This window comes from Alcaligenes sp. PF14, from assembly GCF_037150615.1.
Lineage (GTDB): Bacteria > Pseudomonadota > Gammaproteobacteria > Burkholderiales > Burkholderiaceae_B > Alcaligenes > Alcaligenes phenolicus.
Genome location: NZ_JBAGRS010000002.1, coordinates 463547 through 481771, shown reverse-complemented (window position 1 = coordinate 481771; position 18225 = coordinate 463547). Strand labels below are relative to the sequence as shown.

The 18225-nt window shown below is 55.9% G+C and carries 22 protein-coding genes and 1 riboswitch; of the genes, 10 read left to right on the top strand and 12 right to left on the bottom strand.

From position 1 onward, the window contains the following. Positions 1–82: 82 nt before the first annotated feature. Together WFM49_RS06215 and WFM49_RS06210 are read right to left on the bottom strand one after the other, a co-directional pair. Positions 83–469, bottom strand: coding sequence for a hypothetical protein (locus WFM49_RS06215; protein ID WP_336972331.1), 387 nt, complete (start codon positions 467–469; stop codon positions 83–85). 156 nt (positions 470–625) lie between these two features. After that, the gene (locus WFM49_RS06210) at positions 626–880 is read right to left on the bottom strand and encodes a hypothetical protein (RefSeq protein WP_009454626.1); all 255 of its coding nucleotides are present in this window, start codon (positions 878–880) and stop codon (positions 626–628) included. A 93-nt stretch (positions 881–973) separates the two neighbouring features. Between WFM49_RS06210 and WFM49_RS06205 the strand changes: the two genes are divergently transcribed. Both WFM49_RS06205 and WFM49_RS06200 read left to right on the top strand, forming a co-directional pair. After that, positions 974–1762 (top strand): AraC family transcriptional regulator, encoded by a 789-nt coding sequence (locus WFM49_RS06205; RefSeq protein ID WP_035267993.1) that lies wholly within the window; start codon positions 974–976, stop codon positions 1760–1762. 97 nt (positions 1763–1859) lie between these two features. Continuing rightward, positions 1860–2768 carry a LysR family transcriptional regulator gene (locus tag WFM49_RS06200; protein WP_336972327.1) on the top strand — a complete coding sequence of 303 codons (909 nt, stop codon included), beginning with the start codon at positions 1860–1862 and terminating at the stop codon, positions 2766–2768. Positions 2769–2825: 57 nt separating this feature from the next. Here WFM49_RS06200 and WFM49_RS06195 read toward each other — a convergent pair whose 3' ends face one another. Beyond that, entirely contained in the window at positions 2826–3758 is a 933-nt protein-coding gene (locus WFM49_RS06195) for an NAD(P)H-dependent flavin oxidoreductase (RefSeq protein WP_009454630.1), read from the bottom strand. 3 nt (positions 3759–3761) lie between these two features. Next, positions 3762–4307, bottom strand: coding sequence for a cytochrome b (locus WFM49_RS06190; RefSeq protein ID WP_336972324.1), 546 nt, complete (start codon positions 4305–4307; stop codon positions 3762–3764). A gap of 592 nt (positions 4308–4899) precedes the next feature. On the opposite strand from WFM49_RS06190, the gene WFM49_RS06185 reads away from it, so the two are divergent. The 8 genes from WFM49_RS06185 (at position 4900) to WFM49_RS06150 (ending at position 11694) form a co-directional block, all read left to right on the top strand. Further along, positions 4900–5277, top strand: coding sequence for a hypothetical protein (locus WFM49_RS06185; protein ID WP_250757094.1), 378 nt, complete (start codon positions 4900–4902; stop codon positions 5275–5277). A gap of 6 nt (positions 5278–5283) precedes the next feature. Continuing rightward, on the top strand, positions 5284–5673 hold the full coding sequence (locus WFM49_RS06180) for a tautomerase family protein (protein WP_009454633.1): 390 nt from the start codon (positions 5284–5286) through the stop codon (positions 5671–5673). A 45-nt stretch (positions 5674–5718) separates the two neighbouring features. Beyond that, a riboswitch (TPP riboswitch) is annotated at positions 5719–5837 on the top strand. Positions 5838–5881: 44 nt separating this feature from the next. Further along, entirely contained in the window at positions 5882–6355 is a 474-nt protein-coding gene (locus WFM49_RS06175) for an NUDIX hydrolase (protein ID WP_009454635.1), read from the top strand. After that, the gene (gene thiD / locus WFM49_RS06170) at positions 6352–7188 is read left to right on the top strand and encodes a bifunctional hydroxymethylpyrimidine kinase/phosphomethylpyrimidine kinase (protein ID WP_336972322.1); all 837 of its coding nucleotides are present in this window, start codon (positions 6352–6354) and stop codon (positions 7186–7188) included. The genes WFM49_RS06175 and thiD overlap by 4 nt, the downstream gene beginning before the upstream one ends. 314 nt (positions 7189–7502) lie before the next feature. Further along, the gene (locus WFM49_RS06165) at positions 7503–8222 is read left to right on the top strand and encodes a response regulator transcription factor (RefSeq protein WP_035268013.1); all 720 of its coding nucleotides are present in this window, start codon (positions 7503–7505) and stop codon (positions 8220–8222) included. Beyond that, entirely contained in the window at positions 8215–9573 is a 1359-nt protein-coding gene (locus WFM49_RS06160; protein WP_336972319.1) for a sensor histidine kinase, read from the top strand. The genes WFM49_RS06165 and WFM49_RS06160 overlap by 8 nt, the downstream gene beginning before the upstream one ends. A gap of 147 nt (positions 9574–9720) precedes the next feature. Continuing rightward, positions 9721–10170, top strand: a complete 450-nt coding sequence (locus WFM49_RS06155; protein ID WP_336972317.1) for a tripartite tricarboxylate transporter TctB family protein — start codon at positions 9721–9723, stop codon at positions 10168–10170. Positions 10171–10173: 3 nt separating this feature from the next. Beyond that, positions 10174–11694: a tripartite tricarboxylate transporter permease gene (locus tag WFM49_RS06150; protein ID WP_021446689.1), complete on the top strand. Its 1521-nt coding sequence runs from the start codon at positions 10174–10176 to the stop codon at positions 11692–11694. A 279-nt stretch (positions 11695–11973) separates the two neighbouring features. Here WFM49_RS06150 and hisI read toward each other — a convergent pair whose 3' ends face one another. From hisI to WFM49_RS06110, 8 genes are all read right to left on the bottom strand, one after another. Continuing rightward, complete coding sequence (gene hisI, locus WFM49_RS06145) at positions 11974–12450, bottom strand: phosphoribosyl-AMP cyclohydrolase (RefSeq protein ID WP_250757090.1); 477 nt, start codon at positions 12448–12450, stop codon at positions 11974–11976. A gap of 28 nt (positions 12451–12478) precedes the next feature. Then, positions 12479–12937, bottom strand: a complete 459-nt coding sequence (fur, locus tag WFM49_RS06140; protein WP_115635190.1) for a ferric iron uptake transcriptional regulator — start codon at positions 12935–12937, stop codon at positions 12479–12481. A gap of 25 nt (positions 12938–12962) precedes the next feature. Further along, positions 12963–14357 carry a dihydroorotase gene (locus tag WFM49_RS06135; RefSeq protein WP_336972314.1) on the bottom strand — a complete coding sequence of 465 codons (1395 nt, stop codon included), beginning with the start codon at positions 14355–14357 and terminating at the stop codon, positions 12963–12965. After that, positions 14354–14911, bottom strand: a complete 558-nt coding sequence (locus WFM49_RS06130; protein WP_336972312.1) for a SufE family protein — start codon at positions 14909–14911, stop codon at positions 14354–14356. Before WFM49_RS06130 ends, WFM49_RS06135 begins: the two co-directional genes overlap by 4 nt. Next, entirely contained in the window at positions 14808–15068 is a 261-nt protein-coding gene (yidD, locus tag WFM49_RS06125) for a membrane protein insertion efficiency factor YidD (protein WP_321292933.1), read from the bottom strand. The genes WFM49_RS06130 and yidD overlap by 104 nt, the downstream gene beginning before the upstream one ends. Further along, positions 15065–16006 (bottom strand): GTP cyclohydrolase FolE2, encoded by a 942-nt coding sequence (gene folE2 / locus WFM49_RS06120; RefSeq protein ID WP_336972308.1) that lies wholly within the window; start codon positions 16004–16006, stop codon positions 15065–15067. Before folE2 ends, yidD begins: the two co-directional genes overlap by 4 nt. A 63-nt stretch (positions 16007–16069) precedes the next feature. Next, on the bottom strand, positions 16070–17287 hold the full coding sequence (zigA, locus tag WFM49_RS06115) for a zinc metallochaperone GTPase ZigA (RefSeq protein WP_268378353.1): 1218 nt from the start codon (positions 17285–17287) through the stop codon (positions 16070–16072). Positions 17288–17500: 213 nt separating this feature from the next. Next, complete coding sequence (locus WFM49_RS06110) at positions 17501–18202, bottom strand: helix-turn-helix transcriptional regulator (protein ID WP_031232155.1); 702 nt, start codon at positions 18200–18202, stop codon at positions 17501–17503. Positions 18203–18225 lie beyond the last annotated feature (23 nt).

Below are 18225 nucleotides of genomic sequence, written 5' to 3'. Positions count from 1 at the left end.
CACAAAAACAGGCCGCGTCACACGGCCTGTGGTCCCTCTTTTGATCGGATACCCTCTTTCTGGCAGCCATGCCGCCCGCAATTTAACGGGCCAGTAAACGACTGGCCTCAAGCCTGGCTTCGCCTTCATCACCTACAAAGCTGAATTGCAGGCCCAGCACCCGGCCCAAGGTCTGCTGTGCCAGGCGTGCGGCGGCAGGAATGGCCCGCCCTTTGCTGATCACCACCATGCCAGCGCACAAATCCTTCAAGCGCTGCTTGTTCTGCTTGAAGAACAAGGCGCGTTGCTTGCGATCCTCGTGGCTTTCCTCATGGGCATGGTCCCCACCGCCCAACCTGTCAGTCAGCAAGACAAAGCGTTGGCCCCGATTCAACAAGGCCTCCAATTGATCCTGCGCCTGTTGCGGCGTTTGCTGCGAGCTGTGTTCTCTTAGAAACACCAATGGAAACTGCGTGTCATCAACTTGCATAAGCGGCTCCTTGCCATCAGTAAAGACAGCCAACATCGAAGCGGCGCACGCCCAGATGCGGAGGGCTTCCGAAAGCATGCATCAAGCCGCTAGGTAAATACAGCCAAGCGGTATCGCGCAACAAATACGGTCGAACCGTTGCGCCTTCACCTCTCATCACAGTCTGGACTCCACAAAATCGCGCAGTTGAGGATCTCGAATCTCCAAGGCATCAAACAAGCCTAGTGCTTTCAGAGCCGGCAAGGCCGCCACAATATCGTTCAAGGCGCGCTGGCGTTGAGCGTCGCTGACATCAGGCTGGCGCAAGGCGGCAGCATTAGCCAGAAACGCGCCTACCGTGCCTTTACGAATGGTGGTGCCATCAATCTGAACTTCACTGGCGTGATCGGGAAGAATGTCATGGGCTTGCATGTGTCACTCCTTTATTCATCAAGGTTTTCAGTGTAAGCAGAAAGGTTTTGGCAGTTGTACACTATATCGGTCAATAGATAACAAAATTACGCCATGCCTGAACGCAAGATTGGTTTGCATGATTTTCTGAACTTTCCCGAGCACCCCGTCCTGTTCGCCGTCACCGGCAACCATGACTCGGAGCTGTCCTCCCGCCCCCATCAACACGCTCGCGGGCAGTTGTTCGGCTCCCTGCGCGGCCTGCTGTCCGTTGGAGTGGAGGACGCCGTTTGGGTAGTACCCGCCATCCATGCCGTCTGGCTGCCGCCGCACGTCCTGCACTCGGGCCAATCGCACGGCCCTTTTCATGGCTGGAGCGTCTATATAGACGAAGCAGCCTGCGCCGATCTGCCTTCCCAGGCCTGCACCTTGCGCACTTCCGGCCTGCTGCGTGAAGCCGTGCTGCGCGCCTGCTCCTGGGATTTGATTCCCGCCGCGCCCTTGCCCCAAGCCCAGGCTCATATTGCCTCCGTCATCCTGGATGAAATCCGCAGTCTGCCCATCGAACCTTTTGGGCTCCCGCTCCCCCAGGACCCGCGTTTACAACGCATTGCCCGCGCCCTGATTGCCGACCCCAGCAACAATCAGGGCATGGAACATTGGGCCGACTGGGCGGCGGTCAGCCTGCGCACTTTAAGCCGCCGTTTCGTGACAGAAACCGGCTTTAACTTCACCGCCTGGCGTCAACGCGCCCGCCTGATGCGCTCCCTGGAAATGCTGGCAGCCGGTGCCCCTGTCGCCACCATTGCCTATGATCTGGGGTATTCCAGCCCCAGTGCCTTTATCAGCCTGTTCAGACGCAGCTTTGGTCACACCCCGGCGAACTACCGCAATCAACTGTAAGCCCCCCCAAAGCGCTTTACGACTCATCAAGAATGCCATAAAGTGATTGATTAGAAATCCACACATCACTTTCAGAAATGGAATGGCCGAGATGGAAATGCGTCAATTACAGATTTTTTGTGCGGTTGCCGAGCATGGCAGCTTTACTGCCGCTGCCCAGAAGGTGCACACCGTGCAATCGAACGTCACCATGCGCATCAAAGAACTGGAGGCCGAACTGGAACAGCCATTGTTCATACGCCAGAAAAGTGGTGTGGTGCTGACTCCGGCTGGCCATACCTTTCTGGCCTACGCCCGCCGTATCTTGCAACTGACCGAAGAAAGCCGTGCCGCCCTGCAAGACACTGGCGCTCCCAGCGGTCTGCTGCGTCTGGGCTCCATGGAGACCACGGCCGCCATCCGTCTGCCCCAGGTTTTGACCCAATACCGCGAACGCTATCCCCAGGTTCAGTTGTCCTTGCAAACCGGCACCACGGCCGAGCTGATCAAGGCCATTGAGACCCACCAGCTCGATGGTGCGTTTGTCGGTGGCTTTCATCAAAACGCCGCCCTGACTCAAGAAGAAGTGTTTGAAGAAGAACTGGTGCTGGTCAGCAGCAAGGCGGTGGAATCCCTGCCTGCCCTGATTGAAAAAATTCCCCAACAAACCGTACTGGTCTTTAGAACCGGCTGCTTTTACCGCTCTACGCTGGAACACTGGTTTTATCAGGCTGGGCTGGTGCCCAACCAGATCATGGAAATGGGCACACTGGACGGCATTCTGTCCTGCGTAGCCTCGGGCATGGGCATTACCCTGCTGCCCAAAGCGGTCGCCCAGAACAGCAGCTTGCGCCTGCCCGTGCAGTGCCACGAACTGCCGCCTGACCTTGCGCGGGTAAAAACCGTGTTTATCCGTCGTGCTGATGCCAATCCTGGCTCGGCCCTGCGCAGCTTTGTGGCCCTGGCTCAAGCGCAGTTCGCCCAATTACCCAAACTGGATCAAGGCGAAGCCGCACTATTGAGTTGACCGATCAGCCTGTGGGTCTGTCCAGCCGCTCCGCACAGGCTATGCCGCAGTAAAGCGTCAGTACAAGCCCAAGGCCAGCTCCTCGACCCGCTCTGCCGCAGGCACAATGCTGTGGATCTTGCCCACGCCCTGACCGGCATACAAAGACAGTTTCCTGGCCATTCTGTCCTTATCAATCGCCCGTGCCCCGCCTCCAACCAAACGCAGCACATTCCACTTGTCGCGGTTGGGAATCACCCGATGCGGCGTGCCGTACGTCCAGCCAAAGGAATAGCCAGTGCGATATTCCGTATCGTCCGTACTGGCTTCCAGAATCTTTTGCTTGTAGAGCGGATGCGCGTTGGACTCCTCGCTGGCCAGAAAGGCCGTGCCCACCAATACGCCGGAAGCCCCCAGGCTCATGGCCGCCCTGACATCCTGGCGGGTCGTAATCCCGCCTGCCGCCAGTACGGGACGACCTTGCGCACAGTCCAGAATCGCGGGTAGTAAAGACATCAGGCCAATGGTGCCGCGATTCAGATGGCCACCACCCTCACTGCCTTGGGCCACGATAATGTCGGCCCCATGCGCAATCGCTTTACGAGCCAGAGCCACCGTGCCGGTTTGCACCATCACAATCATGCCGGCGTCTTTGGCGCGGGGAATCATGTCGGCGGAATAGTCCTCGGCATAGAACAGCGACAGGATGCGAGGCCGCTCCTGCAAGATCACTTGAAACTGGGCCTCGAACACCTCCGGGCCACCAAACTGCGGCACCACATTCACCCCGAAAGGCTGGTCCGTCAGTGCCCTGGTTTCCCGCAGCCACTTACGCAGCATCAAGGGAGCCAGACGCAAGCCACCCAGCACACCCATCCCACCCGCGTTCGCTACCGCCGCCACCAATTGCGGCCCGGAAATCGCAGCCATGCCCGCCAGAAAAATCGGGTACTGCACTCCGCACATATCCGTAATGACATTGCCCGCAAAGTCTCGATTTGCTTCGCTCATGATTTACAACTCCACCTGTTTGCCCAAGATGCGACGCAAGGCCAGATTCTTCAGTACAAAATGATTCTTGAATGCCCCGAAAAGGTGCAAGGCCAGCCCTGCCAAAAAGGCTGTGGCGCCAATATTGAACAGCACATCAACCACGGCTTTGACCTGCTCATTCGGGCTGATCACGGTCGGTAACGCCAGGCCACCGGGCAACTCCACCGCCACGCCAGCCGCCGCACGGGATAGCCAGACGGCGACGGGCAGCAGCACCATCGCCAAGGCCAGGGCTGTCGCCACGGAGCGGGCCACTATTACTTCCACCGGGTTGGGCGAGCCCAGCGGCAAGGGGTGAAAAGAGGTCACACGTGCCCAGAAGCGGTAGATGGAAATCAGGAACAACAGCGTCCCCAGCAGATTTTGCAGCTGCACCAATCGCACATCGCCGGGGCTTTGGGCCATGGCCACCCCCAAGCCCAGAATGGAAAACAGCAAGGCCGCTACAAGCCAGTGCAGCACAATAGTGATGGGCGAGAACCTGAGTCCGTTGTCTCGCAATTGCATGATTAGCTCCTTGAAAAGGTCACCGGGGGGCAAGTCCTCTACAGTGCAATACCGAGAGTGATACGTCGTGAGCCACTTGCCCAACAGGTACAAGCGGCCAGTGTCGGCAGTCACCTTGTCGCCTGCAGGCCTGGGCCTGTGTCACAGTGGCCTCAGAGCCTTGGCTGTGCCAAGAACCGTCGTTTAGAAGCCCTGACGATAGGCGCAGCAACAGATCAAGTAAAATGATGAATACTGATTAATAAAATCTTTTTTAGTGATTGATAAACAGAAAGTTCTTCTCAGAACGCCAAGCGACAGGCGTGCAACCTTCATCATCAAGCCATCCAAGGGCAACAAGTAACACCCGCTGATCGTTCGCAAGAAACCGCAGGCTCATCCAGGCCTCGCCTACATGAATCGCTTTTTTATCATTATTAGTGATTCATATAATCATTATTCATCATTTTACTTGATCCAATCAGTCTTCTATCTTCCCTATCGATAGCCCTGCTATCCCGCCCTCAAACCAGGAGACTGAAACCATGACTCGCCCAGCTGTCTATCTTGAACACTGTAAAAAAAGCCACGTCTTGCCCGGCTTTTGAATCTTATGGTGACGGACGCTCAACGCGACATCATCAGGACCGCTGCCCCGCTGCTGGCAAGCGGCGACAAAGCCCTGACCACCTATTTTTATGAATTGATACTGCGCGACTCCCCACCGATGAGCCCCTTGGTCAGCCAGATCGCCAACAATCACCTCGCTCTACAGATCCAGCCCGAGCATGACCCAATGATGAGCACTTGCCAGCTGCAGGCCATACGCGAAGAGCTGATCGCGAGGATGACAGGCAACGAGCTCATAGATGGATGGGTCGCCGCCTATCAACAGTTGTCGAATTTGCTAATCGAAGCCGAACGTCTGATTTACGACGATATGGCTATCAGTTCCAGCGGCCTTGCAGACCGCAGTACCAATCAAGAATGAACCATCATGCCATTACTGAAATTTGATCTGATCCAAGGCCGCAACGACAAAGAGCTGCGCCTGCTGCTGGACACCGCGCATCAAGCTATGGTGCAAGCCTTTGATGTTCCCGCCAGCGACCGCTACCAGTGCGTGACCCAGCACCGTCCCGGCGAGCTGATACTGGAAGACACCGGCCTGGGCTATCCGCGTAGCGACAAGGTGGTACTGCTGCACATCGTGTCCCGCCCCCGCAGCGAGAGTCAGAAAGTCCAGTTCTACCGCTTGCTGGCAGAACGGCTGGAACAGAACTGTGGCGTGTCGCCCAATGACCTGATCATCGCTCTGGTAGAAAACAGCGATGCAGACTGGTCCTTCGGGCGTGGGCGGGCGCAGTTTTTGACGGGGGAGTTATAGGCTAAAGACAGGTATACTCGCCCAGACCGTTTTTACAGAAACGGTCTTTTCACCGAGGGGAGCCTGGCGAGCAGGCTGAGAAACTGCCCGAGCAGATTGCACCGCAGTGACCCGTTGAACCTGATCCGGGTCATGCCGGCGAAGGGACGGGTCTGTACCTGCTCGCCGCTTGCTGCCGGATGGCTATCCTTGACTAGGAGTTGCTATCTTGTCTTCTGACCACTCTCCCTCCCCCATCGGCCCGGTTGCCGCCACCCTGGCTGCCGTCATCCATCAAGACCGGATTTTGCTGATACGCCGCGCCAATCGCCCCGATGCAGGACGCTGGGCCTTTCCGGGTGGCAAGATTCGCGCGGGCGAAACCATCATGGCGGCGGCCCATCGGGAACTGACCGAAGAAACCGGCGTACAAGGCCAGGCCATGCAGCTCTTTGATGCGCTGGATGTATTTGACCGCGAACCCAGCGCCAGACCTTTGGCCTATTCGCATTTCATTCTGATTGCCGTGCTGTTTCGCTGGCAGCAAGGTGAGCCGCAAGCAGGCGATGACGCTCTGGACGCGCGCTGGTTCAGCAATGCGGAACTGGACAGTCTGGATGTGGCACACAGCTTTGATGTAGTACGAGTTGCCCGTCGGGCACTGGCATTGGCTACCACTCAAGATCAAGCAGGCCAAGCATGATTCCCAATGTCTTGAGTATTGCGGGCACGGACCCGACCAGCGGTGCCGGTATTCAGGCTGATCTGAAAGCCATGTATGCCTTGGGCGCTTATGGCATGAGCGTGATTACCGCCGTGGTCGCGCAAAACACCCAGGGTGTGCGGCGTTTTGTGGCGCTGGAGCCGGACTTTGTGGCGGACCAGTTGGATGCGGTGTTTGAGGATGTTCGCGTGGATGCCATCAAGATCGGCATGATCGCCAATGCAGGGATTGCGGAAGCAATTGCAGACCGCCTGCACCATCACGGTCTGGACTGCCCGATTGTGCTGGACCCGGTCATGGTCGCTAAAAGCGGGGATCGTTTGCTCAGCCCCGAAGCCGTGTCCGTCGTGCGCGACAGGCTGCTGCCCATGTGTACCCTGCTTACCCCCAACTTGCCCGAAGCGGGCGATCTGCTGCACAAACCGGAACCCGCCTCACTGCAAGAGATGCACAGCACCTTAAGCGAACTGTGCTTGCTGGGCCCTGAGTGGGTGCTGTTAAAGGGCGGCCATCTGGACGGCCCGGACAGTGTGGATTTGCTGCAAGGCCAAGGGCAAAGCCATGTTTTTCAGTCGCCACGCATTCCGACACGCAACACGCATGGCACGGGCTGTTCGCTGTCCTCCGCCATTGCTGCTCTGCTACCGGGCCGCAGCGTACCGACCGCGGTAGGCTTGGCCAAGGAATACTTGAATGGCGCTTTGGCCGCGGCTGACCAATTGCGGATTGGCTTGGGGCAAGGTCCGGTCCATCACTTCCATGCTTTGTGGTCACCTGCAGAGAGTAAGGCGACCTCCCCAATCCAGGAATAGAGCCCACCTTGTATTGGGCCTCATAGCGCCACCCGCATTTTTTAGCCAATGGACAAACATCCCAGACAATTTCCGGCGCATTTCCGGATTTCCAGCCCGACAGCCCTGAGATTTTTATTAGAGTAATGTGCTGACTAATTACTCCTATAATTCAGAGCACATGACGGTGTTAACAGGATGAATCAATATTTATATTTCCTGACATCAAACATTACCGTTTTGTCATGTTCACCTCATAGTCGGGATCAGCCTTTTTGATCAATCCATTTCTGGAATGGATGAGTCTGCCACTTCATAAATCTCCGAGAAGCCAAATGTGGAATTGCTTACTGATTGAAGACGACCGGGAAAATGCCCGGTATTTAGTGAATGGCTTATCCGAGCTGGGCTATTCGGTGGTGACCAGTCATGACGGCGTTTCCGGTTTGGAAAATGCCATGAAAGACGTATGGGATGTGATTATCCTGGATCGCATGCTACCCAATAATGTCGATGGCCTGTCCATTCTTTTTACTTTGCGATCTTTAGGTAAAAAAGTCCCTGTACTGGTATTAAGTGCCTTATCCGGCGTAGACGACAAAGTTGATGGTTTGAAAGCCGGTGGCGATGATTATTTAATCAAGCCCTTTTCCTTTCAGGAGTTGGCCGCCCGCTTGCATGCCCTGATACGCCGCAGCAGTGACAATGCAGAAATCAAGAATCTGCAGGTGGATGATCTGGTCATGAATATCCGCAACCAGAAAATCTCCCGTGGCGACGAGGTGCTGGAGCTGCAGCCTCGCGAAATCAAGCTGCTGTCCTACCTGCTGATGAACAGCCACAAGATCGTTACCCGCACCATGCTGCTGGAAGTGGTCTGGGGCTACAACTTCGACCCGCAATCCAATGTGATTGATGTGCTGGTCAGTCGTTTGCGGCGCAAGGTGGACAAGGAAGGCGCCACGCCCCTGATCCATACCGTGCGTGGCCGTGGCTATGTACTTAGCGACAAGGACAGCATCGACGGTTTCAAGCTAAAGCGCTGCGATGATTGATTTCATCAAACGCCTGTGGGAGTCCACCTCCTTCCGGCTGACCTTGAACTACAGCATCCTGGCCATCTTCACCACGCTCTTTTTAATCGGCTTCTTCTACGTTCAGGTGTTTGGAGCCTTGCGCGATGAGCACCTGCGGCAAATCAACGTCGCCGTACAGCGTCTTAGCATTGCCTACGAAGTCGGCGGGCGCGAAGAGATCCTGCGCATGATCGAGCTAACCCTCTCGGACCGGATTGATTCGGGCCAGGAAATCTATCTGCTGCTGGACGAATTCAATCACACCCTGGTGGGCAATATCAGCGAGATCCCCGGCTTGAACAACCTGCCAGAACGACAGGTGGTGGAAGTGCAGATCAAGCATATCGACGCGCTATCCGAAGGCAATGTCCGCGTCACCAAACTGTCCGGCGGCGAAACCCTGGTGGTCGGCCACGAGCTGGGCACCTTGATCGAGCTGCGCGCCATGCTTAGCCGCATCATCGTCACCTCCATGATCCTGGCCTTGATGCTGGTAATTCTGGGCGCCTATGTCTTTAGCAATGAGCTGAAATACCGCGTAGGCCGCATCCGCCTGCTGACGGAACAGGTGGGTGCGGGGGATATTTCCAAGCGCATCACCTCCGAGAGCGAGGACGTCTTTGGTCTGATCCACCACGACATCAACCGCATGCTGGACAAGATCGAGAGCCTGATGCAAGGCGCGCGGCATATCTCCGATACCGTGGCCCACAATATCCGCACCCCGCTCACCCGCATCGTTGGCAAGCTGCGTGAAACCCAGAACCTGCCTGGCGTCCCCCCGCATGTCCGGCAAGCACAGCAAGACGCGATTGAAGAAGTAGAGAACCTGAGCGTGCTGCTGGGCAAGCTGCTACAAATTGCCGAGCTGAATGCCGGTGTGCAAAGACAGAACTTCAAGGCCTGCAATCTGGAAGTGATTGCCGAAGACGTTCTGGACCTGTACAGCTTTTTCGCTGAAGAGAAAGGCGTCACGCTGCAGAAAAAGAAAATCGACAGAGTCATTATTAATGGCGACAGCAATTTATTAGCCAGTGCTTTAGCCAATCTGGTGGATAACGCTGTTAAATACGCCCATTCCCATGCCAGCGTTGAAATAAAAAAACGCTTTGACAATAAAATCTCCATCATTGTGGAAGATGATGGCCCGGGATTACCAGAAAGCGAATATGAAAACGTAGGCAAGTATTTTTATAGATTCAATAATGATAGTGAAGGATTTGGATTGGGATTAACCAGCGTTGCCGCCATTATTGAATTGCACCGGGGTGAGCTGATTTTCTCCAAAGGAGCATCCGGCTTGAAAGTCACCATTGTGCTGCCTGTTTAAGCCTTACCAAGCCATGCAAACATGACCAAAAGGTAATGAAACTGTCACCCTAAGCCCTCTCCTGCTCCGCTAAGCTAGCCTCATTTTTAATCGCTCTTTTTCAGGGTTTATAAAAATCGTGCTTGCTTTAGGGGAATGAGGAGATTCATGAGCAGACAAAAATATTATTCAGCTGGCCTGATGGTGGGAGTAGGCGTATTTACCGTCCTGATGGGACAGAAATACTCCTTGGGCACCATGGCCCGCATGGGACCGGGCTACTTTCCGTTTCTGCTGGGCATCGTGATGATTGTGCTGGGCGCCCTGTACCTGTTTGTAGAGACCGCCGCACACGACGATGAGCAGGAGGAAGACTACGGCCCGCCACAATGGCGTGGCTGGCTGGCCATTGTGGGCGGCATCATCGTCTTCATTATTTTGGGTCGCTACGGCGGACTGGTTCCCGCCACCTTTGCCCTGGTGTTCATCTCTGCCATGGGCGACAAGGAACATTCCTGGCTCACTGCCCTGCTGCTGTCCATTTTCGTGACGCTGCTGGGTGTGGTTATTTTCTCCTGGGGGCTGGAGCTGCAATTCCCCCTGTTTACTTGGGGCTAAGCCATGGAAATTCTATCTAACCTGATGCACGGCTTTAGCGTTGCCTTTCAACTGGACAACCTGATGTGGGCCGTGTTTGGCGTGTTCATGGGGAACCTGATCGGGGTGCTGCCCGGCATGGGTGTGCTGGCAGCCATCTCCATCCTGCTGCCCCTGACCTACGCCATGACTCCGACCGCCGCCCTGATCATGCTGGCCGGTATTTACTACGGCTCCCAGTACGGTGGCGGCATTACCTCCATCATGCTGAATCTGCCCGGTACCGCCTCGCACGCAGTGGCGTGTCTGGACGGCAACCCCATGGCCCGCAACGGCAAAGCCGGATCGGCTCTGTTCATGTTGATGTTGTCCTCCTTTTTTGGGGCCACCATCGGCATTCTGGCCATGATTCTGTTCTCGCCCGCGCTGGTCGATATTGCATTCAAATTCGGCCCGGCTGAATACTTTTCCATGATGATGCTGGGCCTGCTGGCCGGTGCCACACTGGCCAAAGGTTCTGCCATCAAGGGCGTGGCCATGGTCGTCATGGGTTTGATCTTTGGCGTGGTCGGTACGGATGTGAACAGTGGTGTATCGCGCTTTGACTTCAATATTCCGGAGTTGCAGGACGGCTTGCAGATTGTGGCGCTGGCCATGGGCCTGTTCGGTATTGCGGACTTTCTCAAGAACATCAACCGGATCAATAGCGGCCACACCAAGGCCATTGGTAAAGTCTCCACCCGTTCCCTGCGTCCGGAAAAAGGCGATATCAAGCAATCCAAAGGCGCTCTGGTGCGCGGTACTGCGATTGGTGCGGCTTTCGGGATTCTGCCCGGCACCGGCCCGACCATTGCGTCTTTCATTGCCTACGCCACGGAAAAGAAAGTTGCCAAGAACCCCGAGCGCTTTGGACGTGGTGCGATTGAGGGCATTGCTTCGCCCGAAGCCGCCACCAGTGCCTCTACCCAGACCAGCTTCATTCCTACCCTGAGCCTGGGCATTCCCGGCGACCCGGTCATGGCCTTGATGCTGGGCGCGCTGATCATTCACGGCATCCAGCCTGGCCCGCAAATGGTGGTCGAGCACGCCGATATGTTCTGGGGCCTGATCGCCAGTTTCTGGGTGGGCAACATCCTGCTGCTGGTGTTGAACCTGCCCTTGATCGGCATGTGGGTGCGCCTGCTGTCCGTGCCCTTCAAGTACCTGTACCCCGCGGCCCTGTTCTTTGTGTGCGTGGGTGTCTATAGCACCAACAACAACCTGTTCGATGTGAATATCGTGCTGCTGTTTGGGGTGCTGGGTTACTTCTTCATGCGCCTGCGCTTTGAGGCGGCCCCCTTGCTGCTGGGCTTTGTCTTGGGACCGATGGTAGAAGAAAACTTCCGCCGCGCCCTGCTGCTTTCTCGTGGTGACCCCATGATCTTCCTGGAGCGCCCGATCAGCATGGTCTTTATTATTGCGTGCATCTTGCTGATGCTGGGACTGAGCTACTCGTTCTGGCGCTCGAATAGCCAGAAGAAGCTGGGAGCCCTGGCCAAGGCTTGAAACTCTGACACCCACTAGTCATGGGGGGATCGGCTAAACGCAATGCTTTTACCGCAGCATCCATAAGAAAAAGCCGGGCTCATTTGCCCGGCTTTTTTTGTGCCTGCCCCTATCCAGGACTGCAACACGCCTGTGCACTCTTCCTGGCGGAACCAAACACCAGATGACTTAAGGCCGCCAAAGCAAAGGCAGTCAGCGCACCGTACACCATGACCCAGCCAAAACCGGCAATCAAGGCCGCATGAACCGCCTCGATGGGAACCGTTGCATAAGCACCCTTTAAAGCACAGTGGGATTGGGCACATCCCCATACACGTCTTTGGGATCAAAGGTCTTGGCGGACTCCACAAAGACCAGATCCTGACCCTTGCTATGCTCGACACCAACCGGCACCTGTCTGTAGAAACAGGAGTGATAGCCTACGTGGCAACTGGCCCCGGAACCGGCTACCCGCACACGTAACCACACCGCATCCTGGTCGTCGTCGATACGCATTTCCTCTACCGTCTGCACCAGTCCACTGCTGGCACCTTTATGCCAGAGCATTTGACGCGAGCGACTCCAGTAATGGGCTTCACCGGTCTGTATGGTCTTTTCCAGGGCTTCCCGGTTCATGTAACCCAGCATCAAGACCTCGCCATTGTTAGCGTCTGTCGTGATGCAGGCAATCAGGCCCTGTTCGTCAAATTTGGGGGCCAGTTCGTGGCCCTCCTCCACCTGCTCTACCGAGATTCGGCGGTTTATTTGTACTGCCATATTGTCAGCAGATCTTGTGTCTTGTCCTTTAGCCTTCATGTTTTCTCCTTGTCATCATGGGTTCCGGGCGATATTCACAATCCGGATTCAGGCAGCGTCCGTACACCACATGACTATGTTCCATAACCTGAAAGCCCCGCTCCTGAGCAATCATTTTTTGCTGCTGCTCGATCGTCTGATCATGAAACTCCTGCACACGCCCGCAGTCCGTGCAAATCAGATGATCATGGTGTTCGCCATCGTCCAGCTCATACAGCGCCCGGCCGGATTCAAAATAAACCTGCTTTAGCAAGCCTGCCTGTTGCAGCTGGGTCAGCACCCGGTAGACAGTCGCCAGGCCAATCTCACTGCCTTGCCGGATCAGTTGGCGATACACATCGTCTGCCGTCAAATGACGAATGCCGGGGGCCTGGAATATCTCAAGAATCTGGATACGAGCCGTCGTCACCTTCAGGCCTCGCTCTTTAAGCTCTTTTGAATCCGTCACGACGTACTCCTTGCTGAACGGGCGGTTAAGGGACTTCCAGAAAACGCAGCGGCCTGCCTTGCGCCTGCCCTTCCAGGACTTCATCACGAACAACACAATGGCCGCGCACAATGGTGTGAATCGGCCAGCCCACAACTGGCATGCCGTCGTAGGGAGACCAGCCGCTGACGCTGGCAATCCAGTCATTGCGGACGCGGCGGCGTGCCTTCAAATCCACAATACTGAAATCCGCATCAAAACCCAGGGCTATGCGTCCCTTGCCTTCCAGTCCAAAAATCCGGGCAGGTCCGGCACTGGTCAAATCCACCAGTCGCTGCAAACTCAGGCGGCCTGCGTGTACATGGTTCAACATCACGGGCAGCAAGGTTTGCACGCCAGTCATGCCACTGGGTGAGGCGGGATAGGCTTGAGACTTTTCCTGCAAGGTATGAGGTGCATGATCGCTGCCAATGACATCCACCACGCCCGAACGAATCGCCTGCCACAGCGCGTCTTGATGAACCTGCCCGCGCACCGGGGGATTCATTTGCGCCAGACTGCCCAGACGCTCATAACAGTCGGGAGCTTGCAGACTGAGATGGTGTGGGGTGACTTCCACCGTTACGCGATCTTTGTGCGCGGCCAGAAACTGCATTTCCTCTGCGGTAGACACATGCAACACGTGCAATCGGCGCTTCTCCTCTGCCGCCAGACGAACAATGCGTTGGCTTGCCTTCAAGGCACTTTCCACATCACGCCAAACCGGGTGTTGGCGCACGTCGCCACTATCCAGGGCGATATATTTGCGTCCACGCAGTCTGGCCTCATCCTCGGCGTGTACTGCCAGCCGTCTGCGACCATGACGCAAGATGCGACGCAGCACGTCGTCCTCATCCGCTAATAGGTCTCCAAAGGAGCTGCCCATAAAGACCTTGATGCCTGCACAACCTGGGAGCTGTTCCAGTTCCTGCAAGGAATCGGCATTCAAGGCAGAACCACCGATATAAAAGGCGTGATCACACCAGCTTCGGCCTTGAGCAGCATCCAGCTTGGCTTGCAAATCGGCAGCACCCAAGGTCAAGGGATAGGTGTTGGGCATTTCAAAAACCGCCGTCACGCCGCCCAGGACTGCGCCCCGTGTACCCGCTTCCAGATTCTCTTTGTGCTCCAGCCCCGGCTCTCGGAAATGCACCTGACTGTCTATCACCCCCGGCAAAACATGCAAGCCATTAAGGTCCAGCACACAGTCTGCACTCCAACCGGGCAGCAAATCACCAAGAGCCGTAATCCGGCCTTGCGCACAGGCGATGTCGATACGCTCGGCCCCATTAGGAGTCATTACCGTAGCGCCACAGAGCAGCAAATCGGCATGGCGCAAATTATGCTGCCTGGCGGTTTCTGCAGTCCGGGAGGTAGAGGCCTTCGGGATTTCTGGCGTCATGGTTTTACCTTTTCGGCTTCTACATCCAGAGCGTCTTGTGCCGTCAAACGAATCCGCTCCATCATGTGAAACAGGCCATTAGCGCGATTCGGTGACAAGTGCTGCTCCAGTTCAATTGCCCGTAAAAAGTCAGGGGGATGAGACAGGATTTCTTGCGGCAAACGCCCCGAGTACACCTGCATCAATAAAGCCAACAAGCCGGTGACGATGGCGGAATCACTACGGGCCTGAAAAAACAACTTGTGATCACGCAATTCAGACACCATCCAGACCTGTGCCTGACAGCCATGCAAACGGTTCGTCTCGGTACGCCATTCGTCCGGGAAGTCCGGCAAGGAGCGCCCCAGATCAATCAAATATTCGTAGCGGGCCATCCAGTTCCCCAGGAACTGGAAACTCTCCACAATGGCTTGCTGGGCTTGAACTATGGACTCTTCTGGTGCTGCATCCTTACCCACGGTCTTCTCCTGCTTGCTTGAGCGATTGCCTACCCCGATCATCAAGAGCTGGAACAGGGTCATGCCCGCCCGGATGCCAAGGGTGACAACGAACAAGGCGCCGTGCAGCCAGCCAAGTTCCTTTGAGGGGGCCATGCGCCTGCAAAGCCTGAATCGCATACTGGGAGCAAGTTGGATAAAAGCGGCAACGTGGCCCCAGCAATGGGCTAATAAAAAGCTGATAGCCGCGAACAAGCAGGACTAGAACATTCATGGCGCCGCGCCCCCGCTCAGTCGCAGAAAAGGCATCCCTTCCGATACAGGAGTTTTGAACGCCACTGCATCATGGGGATGCAGACTCTCCAGATGTCGGACCTGAACACCAGGATTCTGATAGTCCCCCAAGGCCGCTGCTATACGACGCGCCGCGTCTTCCACAAACATCAGGTTCTGACCATTCAAGGCGGCAAAGGCTTGCTCGTCTGCTCGTTTGACGGCGGTTTGCAAGGGTGTTGCCAATGACTCTTCAATGCGATCAATCAGCGTCAAAAACCCAAAATCCCCACTGTCTTCCGATACTTGGATGTGAACCAGAGCCTGACTACGCTGACTATGTGGAGTGGCCAGACTGGCGTGCTTGTGCAACCAGGCAGCTACCTCATCTGCATGCAAGACAGGCTGCTTTCCAAAGGCCTGCATAAAGCCCTGTTCAATCAACTGCCGAGCCAGCGCAGCCGAACAAGGACAGGTCGACGAATAAGCTATCTGAACCTGCACCTTGCAAATAAACATATCGTCCGAAAGCCTGGCCTCCAGGACGACGGGATAGGATTTCCAGCCGGCCAGACCCTGCGTGACCAAGGCAGGCCGTCGCACCAATAAATCAAAGCGAAAACACAGTCGTGCACTGCGCGTTCCACAGTCCTGCTGGCTATCCACCATGCCTTGCAAAAGACGCCGCAGCCCTAACGGTGACAAGGACTGTTCTGGCGGCAAGTCATTCAGCAAGCGGTACAGCCTGGACATATGTATCCCTTTTACATGTGCCAAGGGCAAATCAACCTGAGCATCCACCCGCGCATGCAACTGCTGCTTATAGCCTCGTTCAAGCACGGTAATGGGCAGGTCGATTCCCTCCATACCCACCCAGGAAAGTGGAGTCAGGCCATGGGAGGAATCATTCAAAGCCGGGTCGGGAAGTACAACAGTCATACTCAACATCCAATCAAAAGGCCTTGCTCACGCTGGCAAAGACCTGGCAAGACCTCAACGCTATCAAGGCCAGTCTGCAAACGGATTCGTCCACGTTGTCCAGGTGCTGGGGCCGCTGGCCATTTCTTCATCGCTTAACAGGCAGGCATCGAAACGGGCGCGCAGTGCTTCCTCGTCCATATCCATACCAATCAGAACCAGCTCCTGACGCGCATCCCCTACTCGTTCGTCCCATTTTTCCTTGATCAGCGCTACCGCTTCGGGATCCTCCGGCCAGCGTTCAGGCGGCATGGACGCCCACCAGTAACCCGCCACGTGATAGCGAGCCACCGCGCCAGCCTGTGACCAGGAGCCCGCCAGAGTCGGGAAGTTCGCCAACCAGAAAAAGCCTTTGGAGCGCACCACCCCAGGCCATTCACTTTCGACCAGTGCCTTGAAACGCTGCGGGTGGAATGGACGGCGGGCGCGGTAAACAAAATTGCCTATGCCGTACTCTTCGGTTTCCGGGGTATGAGTACCACGCAATTCCTGCAACCAGCCTGGGGCCTTGGAAGCCTCTTCAAAATCGAACAAACCGGTGTTCAGAACGCGGTCCAAGGGCACCTGGCCGAACTCGGCTGTTTCAATACGAGCACGGGGATTCAGACTGTTCAGAATGGCCATCAGGCGCTCGCGTTCTGGCTCGCTGATCAAATCAATCTTGTTCAGAACCAGCACATCACAGAACTCGATCTGCTCAATTAACAGGTCCACAACGGTACGCGCATCTTCTTCACCCAAAGATTCGCCACGGGACTGGATGCTGTCTTGCGAGCTGTAATCGTGCAGAAAGTTAAAGGCGTCCACTACCGTGACCATAGTGTCCAAGCGCGCGACTTCACCCAGGCAGCGGCCATCCTCGCCCTCAAAGGTGAACGTTTCAGCCACGGGCAGTGGCTCTGAAATGCCGGTGGATTCAATGACCAACTGATCAAAACGCCCTTCCTTGGCCAGACGGTCCACCTCCAACAACAAGTCCTCGCGCAAGGTGCAGCAAATACAGCCGTTGCTCATTTCCACCAGCTTTTCATCGGTGCGCGATAGCTCGGCACCACCGTCACGAACCAAAGCGGCATCAATATTGACCTCGCTCATATCGTTCACGATAACGGCCACGCGGCGGCCTTCGCGATTGTTCAGGATGTGGTTCAGCAAAGTCGTCTTGCCCGCACCCAGAAAACCGGACAAAACCGTTACGGGAATGCGGGCTGCGGGATCGACTGGCGTGTTATCGAGGTTCATCGTCATTTCTCTTCTTCCTTGAGGCATCAATGGGCAGTTCCTTGCAGAGGACTTCTGTCAATTTTGAGATGTTATAACATAACAATAATTGGCAAAGAAAAAACCCTCTTGCAAGGAGGGCTTGACGATCAGGACAGAGAAACCGGTTTTCACAAAGCAAGGTCACAGGAATCAGGTGTCAGGTGTCAGGTGTCAGGTGTCAGGTGTCAGGTGTCAGGTGTCAGGCACGTAGCGTAGCTCTGTTTGTGTTGCCCGCCACTGCTTGAACAAGTCAGCCCGATGCCGGGGATAAGACTCCTCCAGACAGACCAAGCGCTGTATCCTGTCCGTCCGGAAATGCCGGAAGTCCCCTTTCAATTCGCACCAGCCCACCAGAATCCGGAAGTGCTGAAAGTAGCCCAAGGAAAAAGGCCAGATCACTCTCTCCGACTCCTGGCCTGCCCCGTCTATATAAGTGATGCGCAGCTTGCGCTGCAAACGAATCGCTGTACGCGCAATGCCGAGATCAACAAGCTCAGCATCCTGAATCACTCTAGGCCCAACCCGTAAAGCGGTGCTGTCCAGGCTGTCTCTCAAGCTATCGGGCAAGACCGCAGAGATCTTGGCCATGGCATCGCCAGCCGCTTTGGTCAGCGGCTCGTCCGCAAACTTTTCTACCCAGCGAAAACCCAGTATCAAGGCCTCCAGCTCTGCTTGAGAAAACATCAAGGGTGGCAGCATGAAACTAGGTCGCAGCACATAACCGACTCCCGGCTCCCCTTCTATATCGGCACCTTGCGCCTGCAAGGAAGCAATGTCCCTATACAAGGTCCGAATGCTGACACCCAACTCTTGGGCCAGCCGCGCACCACTCACCGGGCGCTTGTGTCGGCGTAGCACTTGTAAAAGGGAAAGAAGTCGTTCTGCTCGGGCCATGCCAGATACTGCCATTTTTTGGC

Bases quoted from the DNA above. Each gene is read 5' to 3' on its own strand.
- WFM49_RS06215 (WP_336972331.1), bottom strand. From the start codon at position 469: ATGCAAGTTGATGACACGCAGTTTCCATTGGTGTTTCTAAGAGAACAC.
- WFM49_RS06210 (WP_009454626.1), bottom strand. From the start codon at position 880: ATGCAAGCCCATGACATTCTTCCCGATCACGCCAGTGAAGTTCAGATT.
- WFM49_RS06205 (WP_035267993.1), top strand. From the start codon at position 974: ATGCCTGAACGCAAGATTGGTTTGCATGATTTTCTGAACTTTCCCGAG.
- WFM49_RS06200 (WP_336972327.1), top strand. From the start codon at position 1,860: ATGCGTCAATTACAGATTTTTTGTGCGGTTGCCGAGCATGGCAGCTTT.
- WFM49_RS06195 (WP_009454630.1), bottom strand. From the start codon at position 3,758: ATGAGCGAAGCAAATCGAGACTTTGCGGGCAATGTCATTACGGATATG.
- WFM49_RS06190 (WP_336972324.1), bottom strand. From the start codon at position 4,307: ATGCAATTGCGAGACAACGGACTCAGGTTCTCGCCCATCACTATTGTG.
- WFM49_RS06185 (WP_250757094.1), top strand. From the start codon at position 4,900: ATGGTGACGGACGCTCAACGCGACATCATCAGGACCGCTGCCCCGCTG.
- WFM49_RS06180 (WP_009454633.1), top strand. From the start codon at position 5,284: ATGCCATTACTGAAATTTGATCTGATCCAAGGCCGCAACGACAAAGAG.
- thiD (WP_336972322.1), top strand. From the start codon at position 6,352: ATGATTCCCAATGTCTTGAGTATTGCGGGCACGGACCCGACCAGCGGT.
- WFM49_RS06165 (WP_035268013.1), top strand. From the start codon at position 7,503: ATGTGGAATTGCTTACTGATTGAAGACGACCGGGAAAATGCCCGGTAT.
- WFM49_RS06160 (WP_336972319.1), top strand. From the start codon at position 8,215: ATGATTGATTTCATCAAACGCCTGTGGGAGTCCACCTCCTTCCGGCTG.
- WFM49_RS06155 (WP_336972317.1), top strand. From the start codon at position 9,721: ATGAGCAGACAAAAATATTATTCAGCTGGCCTGATGGTGGGAGTAGGC.
- WFM49_RS06150 (WP_021446689.1), top strand. From the start codon at position 10,174: ATGGAAATTCTATCTAACCTGATGCACGGCTTTAGCGTTGCCTTTCAA.
- hisI (WP_250757090.1), bottom strand. From the start codon at position 12,450: ATGGCAGTACAAATAAACCGCCGAATCTCGGTAGAGCAGGTGGAGGAG.
- WFM49_RS06135 (WP_336972314.1), bottom strand. From the start codon at position 14,357: ATGACGCCAGAAATCCCGAAGGCCTCTACCTCCCGGACTGCAGAAACC.
- yidD (WP_321292933.1), bottom strand. From the start codon at position 15,068: ATGAATGTTCTAGTCCTGCTTGTTCGCGGCTATCAGCTTTTTATTAGC.
- folE2 (WP_336972308.1), bottom strand. From the start codon at position 16,006: ATGACTGTTGTACTTCCCGACCCGGCTTTGAATGATTCCTCCCATGGC.
- zigA (WP_268378353.1), bottom strand. From the start codon at position 17,287: ATGAACCTCGATAACACGCCAGTCGATCCCGCAGCCCGCATTCCCGTA.
- WFM49_RS06110 (WP_031232155.1), bottom strand. From the start codon at position 18,202: ATGGCCCGAGCAGAACGACTTCTTTCCCTTTTACAAGTGCTACGCCGA.